Below are 21,294 nucleotides of genomic sequence, written 5' to 3'. Positions count from 1 at the left end.
TGGCAGGATCAAGCACCGGAACTCCGGTAGTGGTCGCGAGGCGAATTTCCTCAGACACAGTGGACTTGGGCTCGCCGACGAGGCCCGTTCCAGTCGTGCGAACCGGGACTGGTTGCGCCGGCATGGAATCGAGGCAACCATCCCGGTCCCGGCCGACCAGTCCATCCATCGCCGCAACCTCGGCGCTGCTGGTGGTCGACCGCCGGCGTTCGACCCGATCCCCAGGAGGTGAGGGCCCGCCCTCACCTGCCCGCGTATCTGCACATTCCGCTCCCCAGCAGCGGCTTTCGCCTGTGCCATCGCGCTCTCGATGCCGTCCCGCACATAGGTCACCAGCGGGTAACCCCAGCGAGCGGCCGGTGCGGGCGGGCGATGGCTGGGTACGACGATCGGTTGGCCGTTGTGATCGCCACCCCAGTGGTCCATCAGTTCCGCGGTCCGTCGGCCCGACAACACCGCACCTGCGGCGTTCCACTCCTCCTGAAACTGGGCGAGCGGCCCGGACGCGTCGGTCTCCTCGGCCCACAGGTGCAATCGCTCACCGTCCTCACCGCCGAGGAGGTCATCGGAGTCCGCGATATACCCGTCGAGCGACATCGACATATCCAGCACTGATACAGACATAAGTGACTCTTTCGCGGGTTCCGACGACAGACCCGTGGCGCCACGAACCCAGCCTCCATCACGCCGACCAACCACCCCGCTGCGCGGACAACCATGACGTCACCCCCAACAGCAGCTACGCCGTATCCGCCCGATATTCGGCGATTACTCCCGGAGCCCCCTACTTCGACACACGCGTTCGGTGTGCTGCGGGTTCCGCCGGCGGGGCACATGGGGGTGCGGCGTTTGTGGAGGGCGTCTTTGATTGTGCTACCGCGGTGGTGCGTGGCCTGAAGTCTCGGTTGAAGCAGTCGTTGCGCGAGGCGTGGCACGTCGATTCCGCGTTTTCTGCCGTGGAGTGGCGGGGAGTGCGTAACAACTGTGCCTCGGTTCGCAGGTCGGTCGCGATTGCCGGCGATACCCTGAGCGGTGGACGGAAGGTAAGCGTGTTGTGCACGGGTTCGTGCACCGCCTAGCGAATCGAGCGTCGCTGATGGTCGACGATGATCCCCAGCGGACCCGCCGCGACATGCACATGCCTGTGGCGGCGGAGTTGAGCGCATCCGGATTCGAGGATGCGGAGGAGATCGGTCACGGCGGCTTCGGCGCGGTGTATCGGTGCCGGCAGGTGGCGCTGGACCGCACGGTGGCGGTGAAGGTGCTGACCGCGGAGTTGGACGCCGACAACCGAGCGAGATTCTTCCGGGAGCAGCGGGCCATGGGCCGGTTGACCGGGCATCCGAATATCGTCACGGTCCTGCAGGTGGGCGTCACGGCCAGTGGGCGGCCGTATCTGGTGATGCCGTACTACCCGTTGGATTCCCTCGATGCCCGGATACGCCGGCAGGGCGCGATCCAGGTGGAGACGGTACTGCAGATCGGGGTGAAGGTCGCCGGTGCGCTCGCGGCCGCGCACCGGGTCGGCATCGTGCATCGCGATGTGAAGCCGGGCAACATTTTGCTCACCGACTACGGCGACCCCGCGGTGACCGATTTCGGTATCGCGCGGATCTCGGGAGGATTCGAGACCGGCTCGGGCATTCTGACCGGGTCGCCGGCCTTCACGGCGCCGGAGATGTTGAGCGGAGACTCGGTCACTCCGGCCGCCGATGTGTACGGACTCGGAGCGACCCTGTTCGCCGCGTTGACCGGACATGCCGCGTACGAACGCCGGAGCGGTGAGCAGGTCGTCGCGCAGTTCCTGAGAATCACCAGCCAGCCGATACCGGATTTGCGTGACCGCGGGGTCCCCCGCGACCTGGCGACGTTGGTGGAGTCGGCGATGAGTCGCGACCCGGCGAGGCGACCGTCGGTGACCGAGTTCGGTGAGGCGATGCAGGACGTGCAGCGTGCTCGCGGAGAACGGGTCACCGACATGGCTTCCCACCGCGAGCCGACCACTGAAGCATCGAAAGATACTGCCCGAGACTGGGATCGGACTGGCGGGTTACCGCCGGAGTTGACGAGTTTCATCGATCGCCGTGCCGAGACGACAGAGGTGAAGAACCTGCTGGCGGTCTCGCGGCTGGTGACCTTGACGGGTATCGGCGGTGTCGGCAAAACGCGGCTGGCGCTTCGGTCGGCATCGAACTCCAGGTCCGAGTTCGCCGGCGGGGTTCGGGTCATCGCGCTGGCCGACGTGCACGATCCATCCCTGCTGATCGACGTGGTCGCCACCGGATTGGGATTGCGGGGTGAGTCGGCTCGCCCCATGCGGGACGTTCTCATCGACTTCCTGCGGGATCGACATATGTTGCTGGTCTTGGACAACGGCGAACAAGTCGTGGCGGAATTGGCTGTTCTGGTGGAGGCTCTGCTGGCGTCCTGCCCGAACGTACGGATTCTCGTCACCAGTCGTGAACCGCTGGACATTGCCGGGGAAGCGGTGGTTCGGGTGCCGCCGCTGTCCGCACCCTCGGGTGAGGGCCTGCACCGATTGCGGGGCCTTCCCAAATACGATGCGGTCACCTTGTTCGCCGAACGCGCGGCCGCCGTCGTGCCGGGATTCGAAATCACCGACGACAACAAGGACGCCGTCGCGGGCATCTGTTCGCGGCTGGACGGCCTCCCGCTGGCGATCGAACTGGCGGCGGCTCGGATGCGAACCATGTCACCGGAGCAGATTCTGCAGCGGATGACCGATCGCTACACGCTGTTGACCCGCAGCAGCCGGACGGCGCCGAGGCGGCAACAGACGTTGCGGTGGTGTATCGACTGGAGCTACCAATTGTGCACGCCCATCGAGCAACAACTGTGGGCTCGATTGTCGATCTTCACAGGCGGCTTCGAACTCGATGCCGCAGAACAGATCTGCGGCCCGGATCGGTCTCCGCACGATTTGCTGGACGCGTTGTCGACGCTGGTGGACAAGTCGATCGTGTTACGCGAAGACAGCGACGGAACCGTGCGGTTCCGAATGCTCGAGACGGTCCGCGAATACGGCCGAGACCAACTACGAGAAGCAGGCGAGGACGCCGAATTCGGTAGCCGCCACCGTGATTGGTATCTGCGAATGGTGGTGAATGCCGAGTCCGAGTGGATCAGTGAGCGGCAGATCGATTGGCTTCGCAGACTCGAACGCGAGCTGTCCAATGTGCGGGACGCACTGGAATTCTCGCTGACCGAGGACAGTGCGGAGGCCGCCGAAGCCGGCCTTCGTATGGCCGCTGCGCTGTTCCCGTTCTGGAGTTTCCGCGGAATGCAAGGAGAAGGCAGGCGTTGGCTCAAAAGTGTCCTCGCGCATCCGCGAGCCGCGTCGGCCCCCGGGCGCCTCAGGGCGCTGCATGCGAGCATCGTCACCGCGGCGCTGCAACGGGATATCGACTCCGCGGACCGCTTGCTCGCACAGGCGCGTGCCATTGTCGACCGGGATCCGACGCCGGCGAACGGGGCATTGATCGGTTATGCGGAAGGTGCCGTGGCGTTGTACGAAGGCGATGCCGCTCGGGCGGTTTCCTGCCTGCATCGTGCCGTCGACGGGATCGACTCGCTGCGACCGGAGCATGTTCGAGTCGAGATGTTGATGCTGTACGGCGTCGCCAGCGCGGCGAATGGGGATATCGCCCAGTCGATCGACTCCCACAAGGAGTTGCAGGCAATCACCGAGAGACACGGCGAAACGCTTTTTCGGGCCGGCGGCCTGTGGGGACTGGCTCTGGCCGTACTCCTCCAGGGGCGTCGAAGCGAAGCGCGAAACCTGTTGCGGCAATCGCTCCAACTGGATCGAAATGCGCACAGTCCCGTGGTCGCGGCGCTCGATCTCGAAGGGCTCGCATGGAGCGTCGCCGATAGCGACCCCGGCCGGGCGGCGGTTCTGCTGGGGGCCGCCGAGCGGCTGCTGAAATCCTCGGCTTCGGAATTTTCCGTATATCCAGAGCTGGACCGTGCTCATCACCAATGCGAGACGGGGTTGCGTCGTGCGCTGGGTGATCGACACTTCGACAAGGAATTTCGCCGTGGCCAGTCGATGAGTCGTCGCGACGCTGTGGCCATCGCGCTCGAGGAACCGAAACCCGAGCCCGATCACAGTGCGGGATCGAGCTTGACCAAACGCGAACGACAGGTCGCGGATCTGGTCGCTCGAGGACTCACCAACCAGCAGATCGCGACGAAACTCGTTATCTCGCAACGCACAGCCGAGGGACACGTCGAGCACATCCTCACCAAACTCGGCTTCACCTCTCGCGCCCAGATCGCGGCCTGGGTGGTGGAGTCGGCGGGGTCGGCCGAGAAAATGTGACCGCATCCGGTTCGTCTACAATACGGTGACGCGGGGGCAGTGAAAAACACTTCTTGATCAGTGCTTTCCACACTTCGACAACGATGGAGACGAAAACCCGGATGCTGCTGGCGCGATCGACGGCGAGTGCGGCGCTTCTGGCCGCAGTATCCATCGAGCACGGAATGGAGTTGCCCGCGATCTTGGAGGGAACCGGTATTGATCCCGTGACCCTGGAGGATTCTGACGCCGACATTCAAGCGGAACAAGAACTTCGCCTGGTGCGCAATGTCGTCGCCGGAGTCGGAAACGTCCCGGGGATCGGCTTGTCGGCGGGAAGCCGTTATCAGCTCGCTACCCATGGTGTGTGGGCCTTGTGCGTGCTGAGCGCTCCGACGGTGCGAACGGCACTGCATACCGCGATCGAGTACATCGATCTCGGCAGCTCCTTCTTCGACTGGCAGTTACGGGAGTGTGCCGACGGCGTCGATATCGTCATCGACACAGCGTGTGTTCCCGCAACGATCCGGACCTTTCTCATCGAGCGTGATGTGGCCTGCGTCGTCGCCGCCGCTCGTGGTGTTTTCGATCTGCAGCAGCCACTGACGCGGATCGAATTGTCTTGTCCGATGCCGGATTACGAAGAGCTGTACGACCGCGTGCTCGGCTGTCGACCGATCTTCGGCGCGGCCGCGACTCGATTGACGGTGAGTCCGTCGATTCTGAATCGTTCTATGCCACAAGCCAATCCGCACGCCGCCGCGATGGCCGAACGACAGTGCCAGGATCTTCGCCGCCGCCGACGTCTGCGAACCAGTGTCGCGGCGCAGGTACGACAGTTGCTGTTGGCCTGTGGTGGAAGTGCGTCGCAACAGGAGATCGCCGCGGATCTGCGGCTGAGCGTGCGCACCATGTTTCGGCGGCTGGCGGAGGAGGGCACCACCTTCCGGGAACTTGTCGACGAGACGCGCCATCTGATCGCCGCGGACGGTCTGGCGAGCGGTGAGTCGGTGGAAGTGGTGGCGGCCCGGCTCGGTTACACCCACGTCGGCGGTTTCACCCGAGCCTTCAAACGCTGGACGGGCACAACCCCGGCTCGTTTCTGCCGCGTCTCGAACCGACACGGCTGAAACGAACTTCATTTCTTCGCAAGGGCGGAATCTATGCCACCGACGTCGGTGATCGTCCAGCCGGCGTTCTTGTCGATCGTCAATCGGTAGGTTGCCGTCGATTGCACGCCGTCGGGCGCCTGCGCGTTCTTGGTGAGGACACTGACGAAGCAGTCCACCGAGAACTGGCCGTTGGTGTCGGAGCGAACCTTGGCCACGATCGGTGTCGCGCTCGACGTCCATTGCAGTGGGGTGATGATCTGCTCCATCGATCCGGCCGCCTGCTTCAACTTGTTGGACAGCTCCGGCGTCGTATTCGCCGTCAGTCGTTTCTGCCAGGCTTGCAGGTCTTTGAAATCCATGTCGGCGGCGCCGGTGGCGTAGTCGAGAGCCACCTTTTCCGCGTGGCCGCGGTCGGCTTCGTCGGCGCGCATGGATGCTAGCCGGTCGGACTGGGTATGAGCCTGCCAGCCGAAGAACACCGACGAGCCGGCCAGGCAGGCGACAAGTGCGGCGATCACGAGCGTTGTGATCTTCACACTGCCGCCCAGCGCCTTGTTCGGCCGTAGCGCCGAAGCAGCGCGTGTTGTGCGCGTGCGTTCGGCGGATGGCTTCGCCTCGGCGGATGTTGTCGTCTCGGGTGCGATCGCGGGGTCCGGTTCGCGCGAGGTGTCGATGTCGTCTCGGAATGTTGTCATGATGTGGATCGGCTCCTGTACTCGATGGGCTTCTCGGCGTGGTCCGGACTACTTTCCGGGGGTGGAAACGTGGACGGTCAGCGCTCCGTTCGCGGTGTTCGCAATCGCGCTGTCGAGGAGATCGGCAGTATTGAGAGTGCGGATGGCCGAAGCGCCCGCACGAACCGCCGGAAGTGTCGTGACACCGAGGACTTGCAGGCCGGGCGCTGCCTTGTCGAGGAACTTCTGCAGCTCGTCGATGAACGGACCGGTGCCCTTGCTGATGCCGTCGGGGAACGGTGCCTCGAGGACGACGTCTCCGGAATGGCTGAGCCAATTGCCCATATCCACACCGAATTTCCGGATATCGACCGAGGTGCCAGCCAGGCTTTTCGGTAGCCATACGCTGTCGGCGAGCAGTGCTTGGAACTTGTCGAGAACGACCGACAGGTCGTCGGCTCGGGAAGTGATCATCTGCTCGTAGAGCGACCAGGCGCGATTCAGGTCGACCAGGACCACGCTGTCGTCGGGCAGCGCGAGGTCGAGTTGGTTCATGATGTCGCGGACCTGGTCGGGATGTACCTGCTCCATCAGGCGGGTCAGGCGCGCGGACAGCTCTTGGACGGTCGTCGGCACGGTGACGTTCGCCGCCGGGACTTGTGCGTGGTTCGTCAGGTAGGGGCCGGCGGACGAGGGGGGTAGGACGGAAACGTACGCCTCCCCGAGGGCGGACAAGGTATCGATCCGGAATCGGCTCTGGGTGGAAATCCGATATGAGCCTTTGTATTTCATCCGGATCCGCACACCGTGGACGTCGGGCGTCACCTGAGCGATCTCGCCGATCGCGACGCCGCGAAGCAACACCTTCGATCCGACGATCAACCCATTCGTGTCGCCGACTGTCAAGGTCGCGTCGCGGTCGTAGGGAGACGGTTCCAGTCCGAGCCCGAGGACATTCATGTACAGCACCGAGCCGACGGCGACGGCCGACAATCCCAACAGCGACACCGCGTTTCGCAGCTTCATCGGACTGCTCCCAGGATGCGCAGCACATTGCCCAATCCGGCGGTCAGGTCGGTTCCGTCCTGGGTTCCGATGGATTGGATATTCAGCGACGGGTTGCGCAGGAACGGCAGCAGGGTGCCGGTGAGGAAGGTGGATATCGCGGCGGCGTCGGAGGGGACGTCTTCGGCTGTGGAGCGAATCACGGTGGCGCCGGATGCCAGCGATTCCAGCAGGGGAACGAGCCAGATACCCCCTTGAAAGATACTTCCGATCGATGGCAGCAGCGTTCCCACGTACTGCATGACGTCGGCGTTGAGCCGATGCCAATAGTGGGTGGCGGAGTCGTCGAACATCTGCGCCAACTGTGGTCCGCTCTGATCGACCGCTGTCGACGTCGCGTTGAGCTGCTCGAGGAATCGATCTATCTCGCTGTTGCGCGCGGACAGGTCCTGCAGGTCGACCGACACGGTGTCCGCGATATGCGCGACATCCGGCGGCGCGGGCATCACCTTGTTGATCTTGACCAGTGCGTCCTGGGCCCGCTGTATGCTGCCGCCGTTGATGAAGTTCGCCAGTACTGCCATGACATCCTCGAGTTGGGGCGGCGACGTTGTGCGAGTAGCCGGAATCATCGCTCCGGCGGGGAGGAAGCCGGTTGCGGGGCGGTCCGTGTCGTGTTCGATCGCGACGTATGTATCGCCGAGCAGGGTGTCCTGACGGATGGACGCGGTGGCGTCGGCCGGCACGCGCGTGGCGTCGGAGATCCGAGCTTCGACCTTGACGGCCGAACCGCTGAGGGCCGTGTTCTGCACCTGACCTACGCGGAGCCCGTCCATCATCACGTTGGCGCGGTCGGGCAGGTTCATGGCGCTGGTGAATTCGAAGGTCAGTCCGTAACCGCTGCTCGTTCCCGTTCCGGGGAGGGGAACTCGATCGGGGTCGATCGCGCACGAGGTGCCGACGGCAACGGTTGTGGCCAAAAGGGCTGTGCAGATTGCTTTTCCGCGAATTCCTGGTTTCACCTGTGTTCCCTCTCCAATGCGAGGTCCAGGACATTGGTTCCGTCGACCGTCGGAGGTTGCCACTGCACGCTGCGGCCGTGCGCGGTGTTCGTCATGAATGCCGCGACTCCGGGCAGCAGCCCCAGGAAGTCCCGGATATCGTTCGCGTGGGAGGCCGCCAGGCGAATGATGTCGGCTGCGTGATCTGCCGTCGGCCAGATCGCATCACCGTATTGGCTTTGAATTTCGTACAGCACGGCGATCAGTGGGCCCATGCCGCGAATGAGTCCGTCGACTCCCGGCCAGGCTCCGAAGGTGAGGCTGGTGATGTCGGTCGGCAGAACTTCCGCGGTGTGATGCAGGCTGTTCCAGTCGGCGAGCGCCTGAGTGGTCAGTGGGGACAGGTTGAACAGGATCGATCCGATATCGGAGACCAGGCGATCGGGGCTCGCCATCGCGTCCTGCGCGTTCACCATGAGTTGGTGCGCGTTTCCACCCTGTCCGGCCAGAGCTTTCGCGAGACCGTCGACCGCGTCGGTCAACGCCTTCGTATTGTCGCCCGGGGTCAGTTGGCCGAGGAAATCCGCGGCGGAGCCGGTGATCTCGGACAGACTCTTCGGAGTCGCGGTGTCCTTCAACGCAATACAGTGCCCCGCTTCGAGCTGTGCGCCGGAACGGTAGTTTCCTACCAGTTCGAGACTGCGGTCGGCGAGAATGGATTTCGAGCGGGTCACGGCCTTGACATCCGCAGGGTATCGACGCCCGGGATCGAGTTCGAAGGTGACGCGGACATATCCGCCCTGCGGATCGACGTGGTCGACTTTGCCTACGGGATAGCCCATCTGGGTTACCGGGTTGCCCGGGTAGAGGCCCACAGTGTCGGGCATCAGCGCGCAGTACCCGTCATCGGCCCTGACGATGCCGCGGTCGAACCGGCTACCGGCCGCGATCACGACGGCAGCCACCAGTCCGGCGGCCCCGACTACCGCGGTGGTTCGTTTCCACTTCATATCAACACTTCTTTCCGGGCACCGGTAGGCAGACCTGTGAGGAGAGCATCTGTCCACCGCCCAGGCGTGCGACCCCGTCCGGGCCCAGCCAGGCGGTCAGTTGGTCGCGAATGGCCCCGAGCCGATCGATGGTCGGGCCGACGGCGTCGAGGAAATCGGTGATCGCCTGCCGCGCTTGTGTCACCGCCTGGCGGAGTTCGTCTTTGTGGTTCAGGAAGTACCGTTCTTCCGGTATCAGGCGGGTGAGCACGTCGCCGAGGAGCTGGTACGTCTCGTTGAAACCCGCTCGGTACACGTTGTAGGTGGCCAGGACCGGTTCGAGATCGCGGAGGAACGAAAAGACGACGTCCTTGTTCTCGTTGAATGCGGTGGTGTACTCCGCGGCGAGTTGGGCGGTTCTGCCGATCTGCGCTCGCTGCGCCGCCATGATTTTCGCCAGGCTGTTCAGGCCCGCGATCATGGACCCCACCGAGTCGGGATTGTGTTCCAGGCCCTGTGCCAATTGGTTCAGGTCCCCGTGGACCGGTGCCCCTTCGGTGTTGTCGGTCACCGGGGGGACGTCCTGAAGGACGTCCGCGATCGAATAGGGCATGGTCACGCGTTGAGCCGGAATCGTATTGTCGCCCAGCGATTTATCGCCCAACGGGATAACGGTGACGTAATAGCCGCCGACAGCGGTGAGCATGCGCACTTCGATGGTGGATCGATCGCCGACGAACGCGTCGCGAGTGATGTCCGCGCGCACTCTGACCCGGTCCGATTCCAGCGACACCTTCGTCACTTTTCCGACCGACACGCCGGCGATGCGAACATCCTCGCCGCCGCGAATGGACGCGGCGTCCACGGTTTCGAAGACGAGGGCACGTCGTCCGAGCGGATGGAGGTACACGGCCGTAGTGGTGACCAGGATCAGGACGGTGATGGCGACGACGATCGAACCGAGAAGCTTCTGATTGCCGGCGACACGGCGGAAGACCGAACGCATCCTGCGGGTGGCGTCGGTACGGAGGGCGACTAGTTGGGTTTGCATACAGTCACCTCGCTGCCGGCGAAAAGCACCTTCACGCTGTCGGGCAGATCAGCGGAGCCGTGTGAGCACGCGGTGGCGTCTGCTCCGGATGTCGTCAGGCCCGGTAGTCGAAGTCCTTCGAAGGCGTTGGGAAGCAGACGGAGTGCTTCCGCCGCCTGGCTCGTCGAGGAGAAGGCGGTGTGCAGCAACTGGTCGACGTCGGTGTCGGGCTGGAGGCCGATTTCGGTGATGAGGCGGGCGACCGGACGCATGAATTGCGGGCCGTAGAGATCGGTCTTGCGGAACTCGTCGAGAACGGTATTCGCGGCCGTGACCGTGATGCTGAGGTTTCGGATGAACTGAATGACGTTGGCCGACTTCCCGCCGAGCGAGGAGTCGATACGCGACATGTTGTCGACGAGCGTCGAGATCAGCTGCTCGCGATCGTGCGCCTGGTCGGCGAGTTTCTGCATGCTGTCGAGCATCGGTGCGAGACCGCTGCCGTCGCCCTGCAGCACGGTCAGCGCGTTCTGTGTGAAGGTGTTGATCTCTTCCGGGCTCAGCGTGCGCAGCACCGGCTGCAGGCCGTTGAACAGGCGAGTGATGTCGAAGGAAGGCTGTGTGTGGTCGGTTCCCAGGTGGGTGACGGGCCTTCCCGCGCCGTCGGTTTCGGCCAGATCGACGTATCGGATGCCGGTCAGGTTCTGGTACTTCACGGCGAGTCTCGTGTCGCTGGTGAGTCGATGCGGTGTCGCGAGTGCGAGTGTCACCCTGGCGAGACTGTGGCCACTGTCTCGGACGATGGTGATGTCGCGAACCTTGCCGATCTGCAGACCGCGCATCCGGACGTCGGAATCGACATGCAGACCGGAGACGTCGGTGAAGTCGGCGGTGGCGGTGGCGGTGGGGCCTTCGACGGGCCGGCGGATCGCGGTGATCACGAGCGAAAGCAGGACGAACGCCACGGCGGCGGCGACGCCGATTCGGACGAGATAGCCCGTATTGATTCTGATGGAGTTCATCGGCCGGGCTCCTGTGCGGTGCTCAGGCCCAACGGGGCTGCCAGTGCGGGTAGGCGGTCCAGCACGACTCGAAGCTGAAGTGTGCGGGCCGGGCCGCTCGTGGCGAAGTCGCGGTTGTACTGGACTACCAGTGTCTGGAGTTTTCCGGTGAGACTGCCGTCGGCCAGCACCGACGGAATGGTGTCGGTCAGAGCTTGGACGGCTTGGACGACCGGTGTGAGCTCATTTCCGTGCGAGGCCAGCAGCGCGCCTGCGGCGCCGAACAGCTTGCCGCTGGCCAGGCCGAGACCCGCACCGGCGTTGTCCAAGTACGCGTCGTCCACGCCGAAGCTGCCGTCCGACTTGTGGTTGTACTTGGTATCGAAGATGCCGTAGAGCCCGGCGGTGGCTTCGCGGCTGAAATTGGGCAGAACCTCGGCGATGTCGTTGAAGGCGCTCAACGAGGCACTGGGAAGGGCCCGTTGGGTTTTCGCGACACGATCGGCGACGACGATCCCCGTTTGAACCATAGGGGTGAGGCCGTCGGTGTACTTGACGACTTTGTCGAGGGTGTCGACCATGTCTCGGGTCAGCGTTCCGTCGACCACCAGCGAACCTCTCTCGATCATCGTGGACATGGAGAAGTCGCCCAACGGTTTCCGGCGCACAACGAGCCCGGAGGAGAGCGGCATGCCTCCGGTGCCGCCTACGACGTTCACCGCCGTGACTCCGAAATAGTTCTCGGGTCGATAGTCGATATCGAACGCGTCGGTCAGTCCGCCGATCCGTTGGTGCTGGAGGGCGATTCGCAACCGGACCTGCTCACCGGCGATCCTGGTGAGTTCCGTGACCGTGCCGACCGTCGTTCCGTGCAGCATCACGTGAGTGCCCTCGGTGACGCCCGGCGCGACATACGGGGTATCGATGTTCATCACGATCAGCCCGTCGTCGCGATGCCAGCGCTGGACGATGACGATCGTCGCAACCGCGACCGATATGGCGACGATGACGACGACAGCGCAGAGGTGAACCGCCCGTGTCTGGTCGCGATCCGTGCCTCGGACGAAGTCTTGATACATTCCTCAGCCCCTGAATTCCATCGCAGGACTCAGGCCCCAAATAGCCACCGACAAAAGAAAATTGAGCGAAACGATGAGGATCAGGCTCATCCGGATCGCTCGCCCGGAGGCCGATCCGACACCTGCCGGACCACCTTGCGCGAAGTAGCCGAAATAGCAGTGGACGAAGGTCACCGCGATGCAGAAGACCAGGGCTTTGAGGAGTGAGAAGGATACTTCGCGCACGTCCAGGAACTGGCTGAAGTAGTGGTCGTAGGTTCCCGGTGCTTCACCGCGGAAGACCTTGATCACCGTTGCGCCCGTGACGAAACTGACGACCAGTGCCAGCAGATACGACGGGATGACGCACAGCATTCCGCCGATGAGCCGTGTTCCGACCACGAACGGGATGGCCTGCAACCCGAGCACTTCGGTCGCGTCGATCTCCTCGGAGATGCGCATCGCGCCGATCTCGGCCGTCATCCGGCACCCGGCCTGAGCGGCGAATCCGATTCCGGTCAGGATGGGGGCGATTTCACGGATGTTCGCGAACGAACCGATGATCCCGCTCAGCGCGCCGAAGCCGAGCAGGTTCAGCGCGTCGTAGGCCTGGATCGCGATGGCGATGCCGACCGAGAACCCGAGCAGCAGCATGAGACTGACAACACCGCCGTCGACCGTGAGGGAACCGCGGCCCCAAGCCATACTGTTCATGGTCTTCAACGTCTGTTGCCGGTACAGCCGCACGGTTTTCGGCAGCAGGTAGGTGGTTTTGCCGACGAACAACGCGGCGCGACCGATTTCGGCGAACAGTGACGAGGTGCCGTGCCGGACCGGACGGACGAGAGCTGAAAGCCGGGGGGACGGTGTGTATTTCGATGCGGTCATGGTCAGGACACCTGAGTCGGGAAGAACATCGACTGAAATTGGGTGAACAGCAGGTTGGTCAGGAAGATGCCGATCACGCTGAGCACGACCGACGCGTTCACCGCGTCGGCGACGCCACGCGGCCCGCCTTTGGCTTCCAGTCCACGGAGGCTGGCGACCACCACGACGATCGCCGCGAACGCGACGGCTTTGGCGAGGGCGAAGACGACGTCGGTGACCGTCGCGAAGGCTCCCAGCGATTGCCAGAAGCTGCCCGGGACAAGCCCGTTCACCGATACCGCGATGAACAGCCCGGCGAAGACGCCGGCCGCGATGATGACGGTGCACAGAATCGGCGCGATCGCGATCATGGCGAGGAAGCGCGGCATCACCAGTCGCTCGACCGGATCGATGCCCATCACGCGCATCGCGTCGGTCTCCTCGCGAATCGTTCGCGATCCGAGATCCGACGCGACGGCCGATGCCGCGGCGCCGCTCATCAGCAGACCGGTCGCCATGGGTGCGCCCTGACTGATGACTCCCAGTCCGCTGGCGGCGCCGGCCAGCGAATTCGCACCGACCTGTCCCATCAGGCCGCCGACTTGCACCGAAACTTCCGCGCCGATCGGGATCGCCATCAGCAGGGCGGGCAGTGCGGTGACCTTCAGCAGCGTCCACGTCTGGGCGAGCAGTTCGGTGAACGGCAGGCTGAGGCGGACGATGTCGATGATGCTGTAGCGGACGACGGCGCCGCTCAACTGCGCGGCACGGCCGATGGTGGACACGCTCCGTTCGACCTTCGAGGTGAAGAACGAGACGACCGGCGACGTTGCCGTATCACTCATCGGAAACGGTGATCGCCAGCGCCGGGCAGGCGTGTGCGGCGAGGGTGGCCAATGGCCGATCGGCGGGGCCTGCGGTGCGCGTGAGGACGGTGACGCCGTTGTCGTCGGTATCGAAGAGTCCTTCCGAGACGGCGATGCACTGGCCGTGGTTGTCGCAGAGGTCGCGGTCGATCGAGATGTTCATCGGCTTCCCTTGGATCAGCTGTCGGTGATACGAATGTTACGGCAAGACTATAAACAGTAACGCTCGCGCGGTGGTGCGATTCCGCCGTGAAATTCGAGAGGAACCGATGAGTGCTTCGAATCGATCCCTGCGTGTGGCGATCGTCGGCGCTGGTCCGGCCGGTATTTATGCGGCCGACGCTCTGATCAAGTCTGATCCGGATGTCAGCATCGATCTGTTCGAGCGGTTACCCGCGCCGTTCGGGCTGTTGCGCTACGGCGTCGCGCCGGATCATCCGCGCATCAAGGCGATCGTCGCGTCACTGCACAAACTTCTCGACAAGCCCCAGGTCAGATTGCTGGGCAATGTCGATATCGGAGTCGATCTGACACTGGACGAGCTGCGGCGCTGCTTCGATGCGGTCATCTTCGCCACCGGCGCGAGCACCGATCGCGCCCTCGCGTTGCCCGGCGCGGATCTCGAGGGCAGTTACGGCGCAGCGGATTTCGTTTCCTGGTACGACGGGCACCCCGATGTGAGCCGCTCCTGGCCGCTGACCGCGAGCAAGGTCGCTGTCCTGGGGGTCGGCAACGTGGCGCTCGACGTGGCCCGGATCCTGTCGAAGAACGCCGACGAATTACTCGACACGGAAATTCCGCCGAATGTGTACGACGGACTGAAGGCCAATCGTGCCGTCGAGGTACACGTCTTCGGGCGTCGTGGACCCGCGCACGCGAAGTTCACTCCGCTGGAACTGCGCGAGCTGGACCATTCGCCGAGTATCGATGTCGTCGTCGATCCCCGGGACATGGTGTACGACGAGGAGTCGCTGGCGTTGCGGAAGACCTCCAAACAGGTCGACCTCATCTGCAACACCCTGGAGGACTGGTCCGCTCGCGAACCGGCCGGCCGGGCCCACAAGCTGTTCCTCCACTTCTTCGAAAGCCCTGTCGAGATCCTCGGTTTCGACGGGCGGGTGGTCGGACTTCGTACCGAACGCACCAGCGCAAACGGGACTGAAAGCCGCTGCGGCGAGCGGGTATTCGCCGATTGGGATGTGCAAGCGGTCTACCGGGCCATCGGTTATCGTTCCCAGCCTGTTGCCGGGTTGCCGTTCGATGATTCGTCCGGCGTGATTCCCAACGAGGCCGGACGGGTGATCGCGGATCCGGTCGGCGAGGCGCCGAACCGCCGGTACGCGCCCGGCCTCTACGTGACCGGATGGATCAAGCGCGGGCCGGTGGGGCTCATCGGTCACACGAAGGGCGATGCTGCCGAGACGATCGCGGCCCTGATGGCCGATGCCGGCGACCTTCCTGCCGCGCAGGATCCGCGACCGGACGCAGTGCTCGAACTGCTCGCAGACAAAGGAGTCCCGTTCACCGACTGGCCCGGCTGGTACCGGCTCGACGCCTACGAGCGGGATTTGGGAGCGGTCGAGGGGCGAGAACGTGTCAAGGTTGTCGAACGCGATGTCATGGTTGCCGTCGGTCGGGCGTGTGAACCCGCCGACGCCGGGCGTGTCACTATCGAATCATGACGCCGGCCGGTTCCCGCACAGCCCTCGAGTCGTTTCTGACGTTCGCCGAAGGCGGTGCCGCCAAGGTTCCGCAGAGCCGCACCGACATCGCGATTCTCGCGGCTGCGGCTGCGGTGATCAGTGCCAACGGTGAGCGCAACCTCACCATCGACGAGGTGGCCGAGCGTGCCGGATTCACCCGGATGACCATCTTTCGTCGGTTCGGCAGCCGGGAGCAGTTGTTGCTCGCGACTTATTCGAACGAACTACGGCGGGTGATCGATGCGGTCGCGTCGGCCGCGGATGCCACGAGCAGTCGCGTCGAACGGGCGGAAACCGTTGTTCTGCAGTTGATTTCCGGCGCCGTGACGAATCCGATCTTTCAACGGCTGGCGCAAGTCGAGCCCGCCGCCATCGTCGACCTGTGGCGCGGTAAGGAATTCGCCGGCCAGGCGTGGGGGGCCGGCTTGATCTCCCGCTTGCTGCAGGACGAAAACCTCGATGATCCGCTGAATGCGGACGAGGCGGACTTCGTCGGCGATGTGTTGATGCGGTTGGTCGTGTCGGTGGCGCTGGTCCCCGAGGAGATGGGTTCCGCACCCGATATGGACCGGGCCACATACGTCCGGCGAGTGGTCGAACGCCTTCTGCCGTCGTAATTTTCGGCGTTCCCGCCTAACTCGACGCGATGTAACCGACGATCGAGTGACTGAGTGCTGCCCGTGTTGACCGCGCCGGGCCGCGGACTCGGGCATGGCACGCAATTCTGGTGAACAGGTATTGTTGCGCGGCCTAGATCGTGTTACCAATATAGCATGGAGAGTAACATTAGTAACTTCGCTGCGAGCGTATGGGCCGGGGCGGTCGAACTCCCCGGCGAAGGCCAGATTCCGCTCCCGCCGGAATTGCACGCGAATCAGACGGCAGCGTGGGTGGTCATCGTGCTGCTCTACGGCGGTGCGGTCGCCGCGGTCGGCTGGGCCGGGTGGAAGTTGCTACGCGACCGGGAGGCGCTGCCGGCGATTCTGGTGGTGTCCGGTGTGATCGCGGCCAATATCGAGCCGCTGGGCGACACGGTCGGCACGATTATGTACGCGGCGGATATCCCGTGGTTCCACTACACGATCATGGGCCGGTCCATGCCCGCCTTCATCCTCGTCGGGTGCATGCCCTATGTGGCGATGGGCGGGTATTACGCCTACCGATACATCGAGCGAGGACGGTCGCTGCGCGACATCGTGCTGCTGTCGGCGGTATGGGTCGGCGTTCCCGAAATCATCGCCGAGATGCTGCTGCACCATTGGGGACTCATCGTCTACTACGGCGACAACCCCACCCGGATCTTCGGTATCCCGCTCTACTCCATCGTTCAGAACACGACCCTGCTGCCGGTGTACGGCATCGTCATCTACTTCTGCGTCCGCTATCTGCGGGGCGCCAACCTGCTGTGGCTCATCCTGTTCATCCCCGCTGTCACGATCGGATATGTCGTCGGCGTGAGCTGGCCGGCCTACCAGGCGGTTCAGTCCTCCGCGCCGTGGCCGGTCACCTGGTTCGCGTGCCTGGTCGTCTGTGTGACATCGCTGGCGGTGACCTATGCGCTGCTGCGGATTCCAGTGTTGCGCGAGCTGCGCGAGCGTGCCGCGACCGAGGGCGACGCGGACGGTGAGTTCCGGGTCACCGCCACCGCTTCTTGAATTCCTCTGTACTGAAAGGTTTTTCGCATGACTACGACTGCAGGTCATATCGAATCGGGCCCGAGCCCGGCGTCTGCTCCGCTTCCCCCGGGACCGCGCGGGCTGGCCGCGATCGAGGCGTGGCGGGGATTTCTCCGGGACCCCTATCTGTATCCGGGGGAGATCACCAAGAAGTACGGTGACGTCGTATCGCTACCCATTCCGGGCGCCGACATCGTTCTCCTCGGCTCGCTGGAACATATCAACCATGTCGCGGTGGCCAACGCCGCCAATTACAAGCGCTCGGATTGGGTTGCGGCGGAGATGAAGCCGGTCGAGCACCTGCACCGGTTCTTCGCCTTCGACGACACGGACTGGGAACGTGGCCGCAAGCTGATGAAGCCCCATCTGACCAAGAAGTCGCTGCTGGATCTCGAGTCGCTGTTCGACGAGGCGATCTCCGAGCAGCTCGACCGGTGGGAGCAGTACGCCGATACCGGGGAGACGGTGGATCTGCAGCGCAGGATGAAGGTACTGACGGTCGCGGTGCTGTTCAATGCGCTGTTCTCTCGGCGACTCACCGAAGCCCGGCTGCAATGGATCATCGACCGGCTGACCGACATCATGGCCGCGACGACAGTTCGCACGTTGATGTGGTCGATGCCGTCGGCGATTCCACGAGCCAAGGAGCGCCGAGGGATCCGCGCTCAACGTGAGCTGGATCTGTTCCTGACCGACATCATCGCCGAGCGCCGGGCCAACCCCACCGACCGCGGCGACATTCTCAACGTCCTGCTCGGATCCACCTACGAGGACGGCCGGCCACTGGAGGACGAAAAGTTGCTGGCCGAGATGGTCGGCCTGGTCATCGGCGGGTTCGACACCACGTCGGCGGCGCTGACATGGACTTTCGGTCAGATCGCGACTCACCGCGACGTGGAGGAGAAGCTGCTGTACGAACTGGGCTCGGCCGACAGCGAACATTTCTCGCCGTCCGAATCCAGCAATCTGGCCTACGCGCGCGCATGCTTCGACGAGGCCCAACGGCTACAGGGCGGGCTGATCATCAATCCCAAGGTCGCCGTCGATCACGACGTCATCGGCGGTTTCCACATCCGCCCGGGTACGACGGTCGTCAGTTCCAACATTTCGATTCATCGTGACGAGCGGTATTGGGATGCGCCGGCCGACTACCGACCGGATCGCTGGCTCGAGCGTGCTGTCCGGCGCGACGCCTACATCCCCTTCGGCCGCGGAGCGCGACTGTGTCTGGGCATGCACATGGCCTATATCGAGGGCACCCACACCGTGGCCGCGGCGTTCAGCCGATATCGCTTCACCGTCGACCGCAATCATCGCCTCCGGCCCAAGTATCGGATGGTCGTGGAAATGAAAGATGGTTTGCCGGTGACGATCGCGCGTCGTTGACGTCGATCGGCTGCGTCGGCCGGTCGTAGTCGACGCCGGCCTCCCGCAGAAAGCCCGCGCCACCTCCTGCCTGCGATGGTGGCGCGCGGCGCCGTCGTCGCTTCCCATCAGCCGCCCGAACGCGGCGACGGCGCCACCCCGCGGAGACTGCAGCTCAGTGCGTTTCGATACCTATCGGACAGCCCGACGGCGACACGGGTATCACCCGTCCGACGTCGTAGTGCTGATCCGGTTCTGGTAGTTCCGTCGCGCGTCCGTGTCGGCGTGGCGGGCGTTCTCGCCGCCGAGTCGGAGGTTCAGGCTCTCACCGATCGCCCGTGGCAGCAGCCGCTGCGCGCCCAGGAACGCACCCGCGATACGCGGAACATAGACGCGGGGACGAGAGGCGTCGGCCGCGACGGTCCGTATCACGGCGTGGGCGACGTCGGCCGGCTCGACGGTTCGGATCAAAGGGATGCGCCGGCTCGTCCCCGGAATCGGAAGTGCGACAGTGGCATCCAAGCCGGCGATCAGTTCCGTACCGACTCCGCCGGGAAGGATGGTCGAGATCCGCACGCCGGTGTGCCGATATTCCAGGCGGGCGGCATCGGTGAAGGTGATGGCGGCGGCTTTGCAGGCGTTGTAGGTGGCCATGCCGGGCAACGCGGTCTGACCCATCACCGAGCAGATATTGACGACGTGGCCGCGCCCGCGTGGAATCATGAGCTCGAGTGCTCGTTTCGTGCCGACGATCATGCCCAGGACATCGGTGTCGAGGGTGCGGCGGGTGAGTTCGTCGTCCTCGGCCAGCAGGGGCCCGACGGGCATGATGCCGGCGTTGTTGACCAGGACGTCGATGGGGCCGAGTGCTGCGGTCACCTTGTCGAGGAACGTCCGGAACGAGCCGGGATCCGACACGTCCAGGCTGGAGTAGCACGTCAGGTTCAAATCGTCTGCCGCGCTGCGTAGTTGGGCCTCGTCGAGCGCTCCGATGGCGACGTGGGCGCCGCATTCGCGGAATGCTCGCGAGATCGCGAATCCGATACCGCGTGAGCCGCCGGTCACTGCCACGATTCGTCCGGCCAAGGAATGGGGCATGAGTATCCCTCTCTGGGAACGGGTTTCGAGCTATTCGTCGGGCGTATGTAGTTGCCGCAGTTCGGCGACCGACTCGTCACACAGCGTCGCCAGCCGTTCGAGATCCGGGACCGCGGTGGGGCACGCGGTGAACGACACCTCGAGGCGGCGAGCATAGGAGAGACAGACGATGTTGAGTCCCTGGCCGTGGTAGAGCACGGTCATGGCATGCAGGCTCACCAACTCGGCACCGTCCAGATAGAGCCGGTGATCGGGTCCGGGCACATTGGAAATCGGCACGTTGAACAGCGGTCGAGTACGGCCGCCGAGCCGGAGCACATGCTCGATGAGGATCGGTATCGTGACGAGCAGGGTGTATCCGGTTTTCGCGGATCCGCGCAGCATCGCCAACCGATCCTTGACCGCCCGCGTTGCGTCCGTGATCACTTCGAGCCGCCGGCGGGCGTCGGCGATATCGGTGGCGAGCGCGACGCGGGCCCAGGTGATGGCATTGCCGGTACCGCCGTATCTGCCGTCACCTCGGATCGAGACCGGAATATTGGTCACCAGCGATGTCGCGGGAAGCGCGTCGGACTCGGCGAGATAGCGGCGCAGTGCGCCGGAACAGACGGCGAGCAGCACATCGTTCACCGTGCCGCCGGTCACTCGCGCCAGTGTGCGGAATTCGTCGAGGTCGAAGGTTCGTCTGGCGACTCGGCGGTTCGGGGTGATCACCGTATTGAGTGAGGTCCGGGGGCTGGTCCATGCCTCTGTCGTTCGGTTGCCGGAGATCCGGGCGGCGCGAAGTGCGGTTCGCACCGTGCCGAGTAACCCGGTCGCTGCGTGCGGCGGGTACCGGTGAGAACTCGGCCGGGTATTTCGGCGAGTCGGGCGTTCGCCGATGGTTGCTTCGGGGGAGTGGGCCGTCCCACCCTGGTTCTGGCTCGACCACGCGGGTGGTACTCCCCGGGCGACCGGGTTCGTGGAGAACCACCGCAGCAGCAGTTGGACACCGGCCATGCCATCGGCGATCGCATGATGAAGCTTGCCGAGAACCGCGAAGTGGTTGTCCCGGAAGCCTTCCACGACATAGACGATCCACAGCGGCCGGGACCGGTCCAACGGAAGGCCCTGCAGATGATCGACGAGCTCGAACAGACTCTGCCCGTCCGGCGATCGGTCCATTCGCAGGTACTGGACATGGTGCTCGGTGTCCAGTGAATCGACGGTTTCCCACTGCGGCCACAGCCGGCCGACTCCGGTCCGTGAGAGCCGCAGGTCGTACGGCGTCGACGGCTCCCGGTGGGCGCGCATCTCCGCGACCAGTCGCGAGACGAAGTCGGGCCCGGCGTGCGCAGGCTTACGGAATACCGCCAGCACCGAGGCGTGCATATGGTTGGTCTCGGACTCCAGCCACAGCCAGCCGGCATCGAACGGGTGCAGAATCCGCGTACTTTTCTTCGAGCTCCGACGTTCCACTCAGTCCCCTCAACTGATTCGGTCGAGCAATTCACTGCTTACGGGTAACGCAACAGCCGGAACGTCGTTG

18 protein-coding genes are annotated in these 21,294 nt (G+C 64.2%); 6 read left to right on the top strand and 12 right to left on the bottom strand.

The features are described from left to right. Positions 1 to 1,096: 1,096 nt before the first annotated feature. Complete coding sequence (locus NA3_RS04215) at positions 1,097 to 4,342, top strand: protein kinase domain-containing protein (RefSeq protein WP_062962255.1); 3,246 nt, start codon at positions 1,097 to 1,099, stop codon at positions 4,340 to 4,342. 83 nt (positions 4,343 to 4,425) lie between these two features. Further along, positions 4,426 to 5,451: an AraC family transcriptional regulator gene (locus NA3_RS04210; RefSeq protein WP_062962254.1), complete on the top strand. Its 1,026-nt coding sequence runs from the start codon at positions 4,426 to 4,428 to the stop codon at positions 5,449 to 5,451. 8 nt (positions 5,452 to 5,459) lie between these two features. On the opposite strand, the gene NA3_RS04205 is transcribed toward NA3_RS04210, so the two are convergent. Genes NA3_RS04205 through NA3_RS04160 form a run of 10 tightly spaced genes read right to left on the bottom strand, consistent with a single transcriptional unit; the run spans position 5,460 to position 14,087 of the window. Next, the gene (locus NA3_RS04205; RefSeq protein ID WP_227995045.1) at positions 5,460 to 6,128 is read right to left on the bottom strand and encodes a hypothetical protein; all 669 of its coding nucleotides are present in this window, start codon (positions 6,126 to 6,128) and stop codon (positions 5,460 to 5,462) included. A 48-nt stretch (positions 6,129 to 6,176) separates the two neighbouring features. Next, a complete protein-coding gene (locus tag NA3_RS04200; RefSeq protein ID WP_062962253.1) occupies positions 6,177 to 7,133 on the bottom strand; it encodes an MlaD family protein in 957 nt (318 codons plus the stop codon). Beyond that, positions 7,130 to 8,092 (bottom strand): MlaD family protein, encoded by a 963-nt coding sequence (locus NA3_RS04195; RefSeq protein ID WP_227995047.1) that lies wholly within the window; start codon positions 8,090 to 8,092, stop codon positions 7,130 to 7,132. Before NA3_RS04195 ends, NA3_RS04200 begins: the two co-directional genes overlap by 4 nt. 38 nt (positions 8,093 to 8,130) lie before the next feature. Beyond that, positions 8,131 to 9,123, bottom strand: coding sequence for an MlaD family protein (locus tag NA3_RS04190; protein WP_062962251.1), 993 nt, complete (start codon positions 9,121 to 9,123; stop codon positions 8,131 to 8,133). Position 9,124: 1 nt separating this feature from the next. After that, the gene (locus NA3_RS04185; RefSeq protein ID WP_084491122.1) at positions 9,125 to 10,153 is read right to left on the bottom strand and encodes an MlaD family protein; all 1,029 of its coding nucleotides are present in this window, start codon (positions 10,151 to 10,153) and stop codon (positions 9,125 to 9,127) included. Then, positions 10,138 to 11,154, bottom strand: coding sequence for an MlaD family protein (locus tag NA3_RS04180; RefSeq protein WP_062962249.1), 1,017 nt, complete (start codon positions 11,152 to 11,154; stop codon positions 10,138 to 10,140). The genes NA3_RS04185 and NA3_RS04180 overlap by 16 nt, the downstream gene beginning before the upstream one ends. Then, positions 11,151 to 12,212, bottom strand: a complete 1,062-nt coding sequence (locus NA3_RS04175; protein WP_062962248.1) for a hypothetical protein — start codon at positions 12,210 to 12,212, stop codon at positions 11,151 to 11,153. The genes NA3_RS04180 and NA3_RS04175 overlap by 4 nt, the downstream gene beginning before the upstream one ends. Before the next feature lie 3 nt (positions 12,213 to 12,215). After that, positions 12,216 to 13,079: an MlaE family ABC transporter permease gene (locus NA3_RS04170; protein WP_062962247.1), complete on the bottom strand. Its 864-nt coding sequence runs from the start codon at positions 13,077 to 13,079 to the stop codon at positions 12,216 to 12,218. 2 nt (positions 13,080 to 13,081) lie between these two features. After that, positions 13,082 to 13,903, bottom strand: coding sequence for an MlaE family ABC transporter permease (locus tag NA3_RS04165; RefSeq protein WP_062962246.1), 822 nt, complete (start codon positions 13,901 to 13,903; stop codon positions 13,082 to 13,084). Continuing rightward, positions 13,896 to 14,087: a ferredoxin gene (locus NA3_RS04160; protein WP_062962245.1), complete on the bottom strand. Its 192-nt coding sequence runs from the start codon at positions 14,085 to 14,087 to the stop codon at positions 13,896 to 13,898. Before NA3_RS04160 ends, NA3_RS04165 begins: the two co-directional genes overlap by 8 nt. A gap of 106 nt (positions 14,088 to 14,193) precedes the next feature. Between NA3_RS04160 and NA3_RS04155 the strand changes: the two genes are divergently transcribed. The 4 genes from NA3_RS04155 (at position 14,194) to NA3_RS04140 (ending at position 18,689) form a co-directional block, all read left to right on the top strand. Then, complete coding sequence (locus NA3_RS04155; protein WP_062962244.1) at positions 14,194 to 15,606, top strand: FAD-dependent oxidoreductase; 1,413 nt, start codon at positions 14,194 to 14,196, stop codon at positions 15,604 to 15,606. After that, entirely contained in the window at positions 15,603 to 16,244 is a 642-nt protein-coding gene (locus NA3_RS04150; RefSeq protein ID WP_062962243.1) for a TetR/AcrR family transcriptional regulator, read from the top strand. Before NA3_RS04155 ends, NA3_RS04150 begins: the two co-directional genes overlap by 4 nt. 156 nt (positions 16,245 to 16,400) lie before the next feature. Continuing rightward, on the top strand, positions 16,401 to 17,282 hold the full coding sequence (locus NA3_RS04145; RefSeq protein WP_062962242.1) for a hypothetical protein: 882 nt from the start codon (positions 16,401 to 16,403) through the stop codon (positions 17,280 to 17,282). Between the two features lie 27 nt (positions 17,283 to 17,309). Then, complete coding sequence (locus NA3_RS04140) at positions 17,310 to 18,689, top strand: cytochrome P450 (protein ID WP_062962241.1); 1,380 nt, start codon at positions 17,310 to 17,312, stop codon at positions 18,687 to 18,689. A 201-nt stretch (positions 18,690 to 18,890) separates the two neighbouring features. Here NA3_RS04140 and NA3_RS04135 read toward each other — a convergent pair whose 3' ends face one another. Continuing rightward, complete coding sequence (locus NA3_RS04135; protein WP_062962240.1) at positions 18,891 to 19,766, bottom strand: SDR family oxidoreductase; 876 nt, start codon at positions 19,764 to 19,766, stop codon at positions 18,891 to 18,893. Positions 19,767 to 19,796: 30 nt separating this feature from the next. After that, positions 19,797 to 21,224, bottom strand: a complete 1,428-nt coding sequence (locus tag NA3_RS04130; RefSeq protein WP_062962239.1) for a wax ester/triacylglycerol synthase family O-acyltransferase — start codon at positions 21,222 to 21,224, stop codon at positions 19,797 to 19,799. Positions 21,225 to 21,294: the final 70 nt, after the last annotated feature.

It is taken from the genome of Nocardia africana NBRC 100379 (assembly GCF_001612635.1).
GTDB lineage: Bacteria > Actinomycetota > Actinomycetes > Mycobacteriales > Mycobacteriaceae > Nocardia > Nocardia africana.
This window is presented reverse-complemented; position numbering and strand designations above follow the sequence as displayed.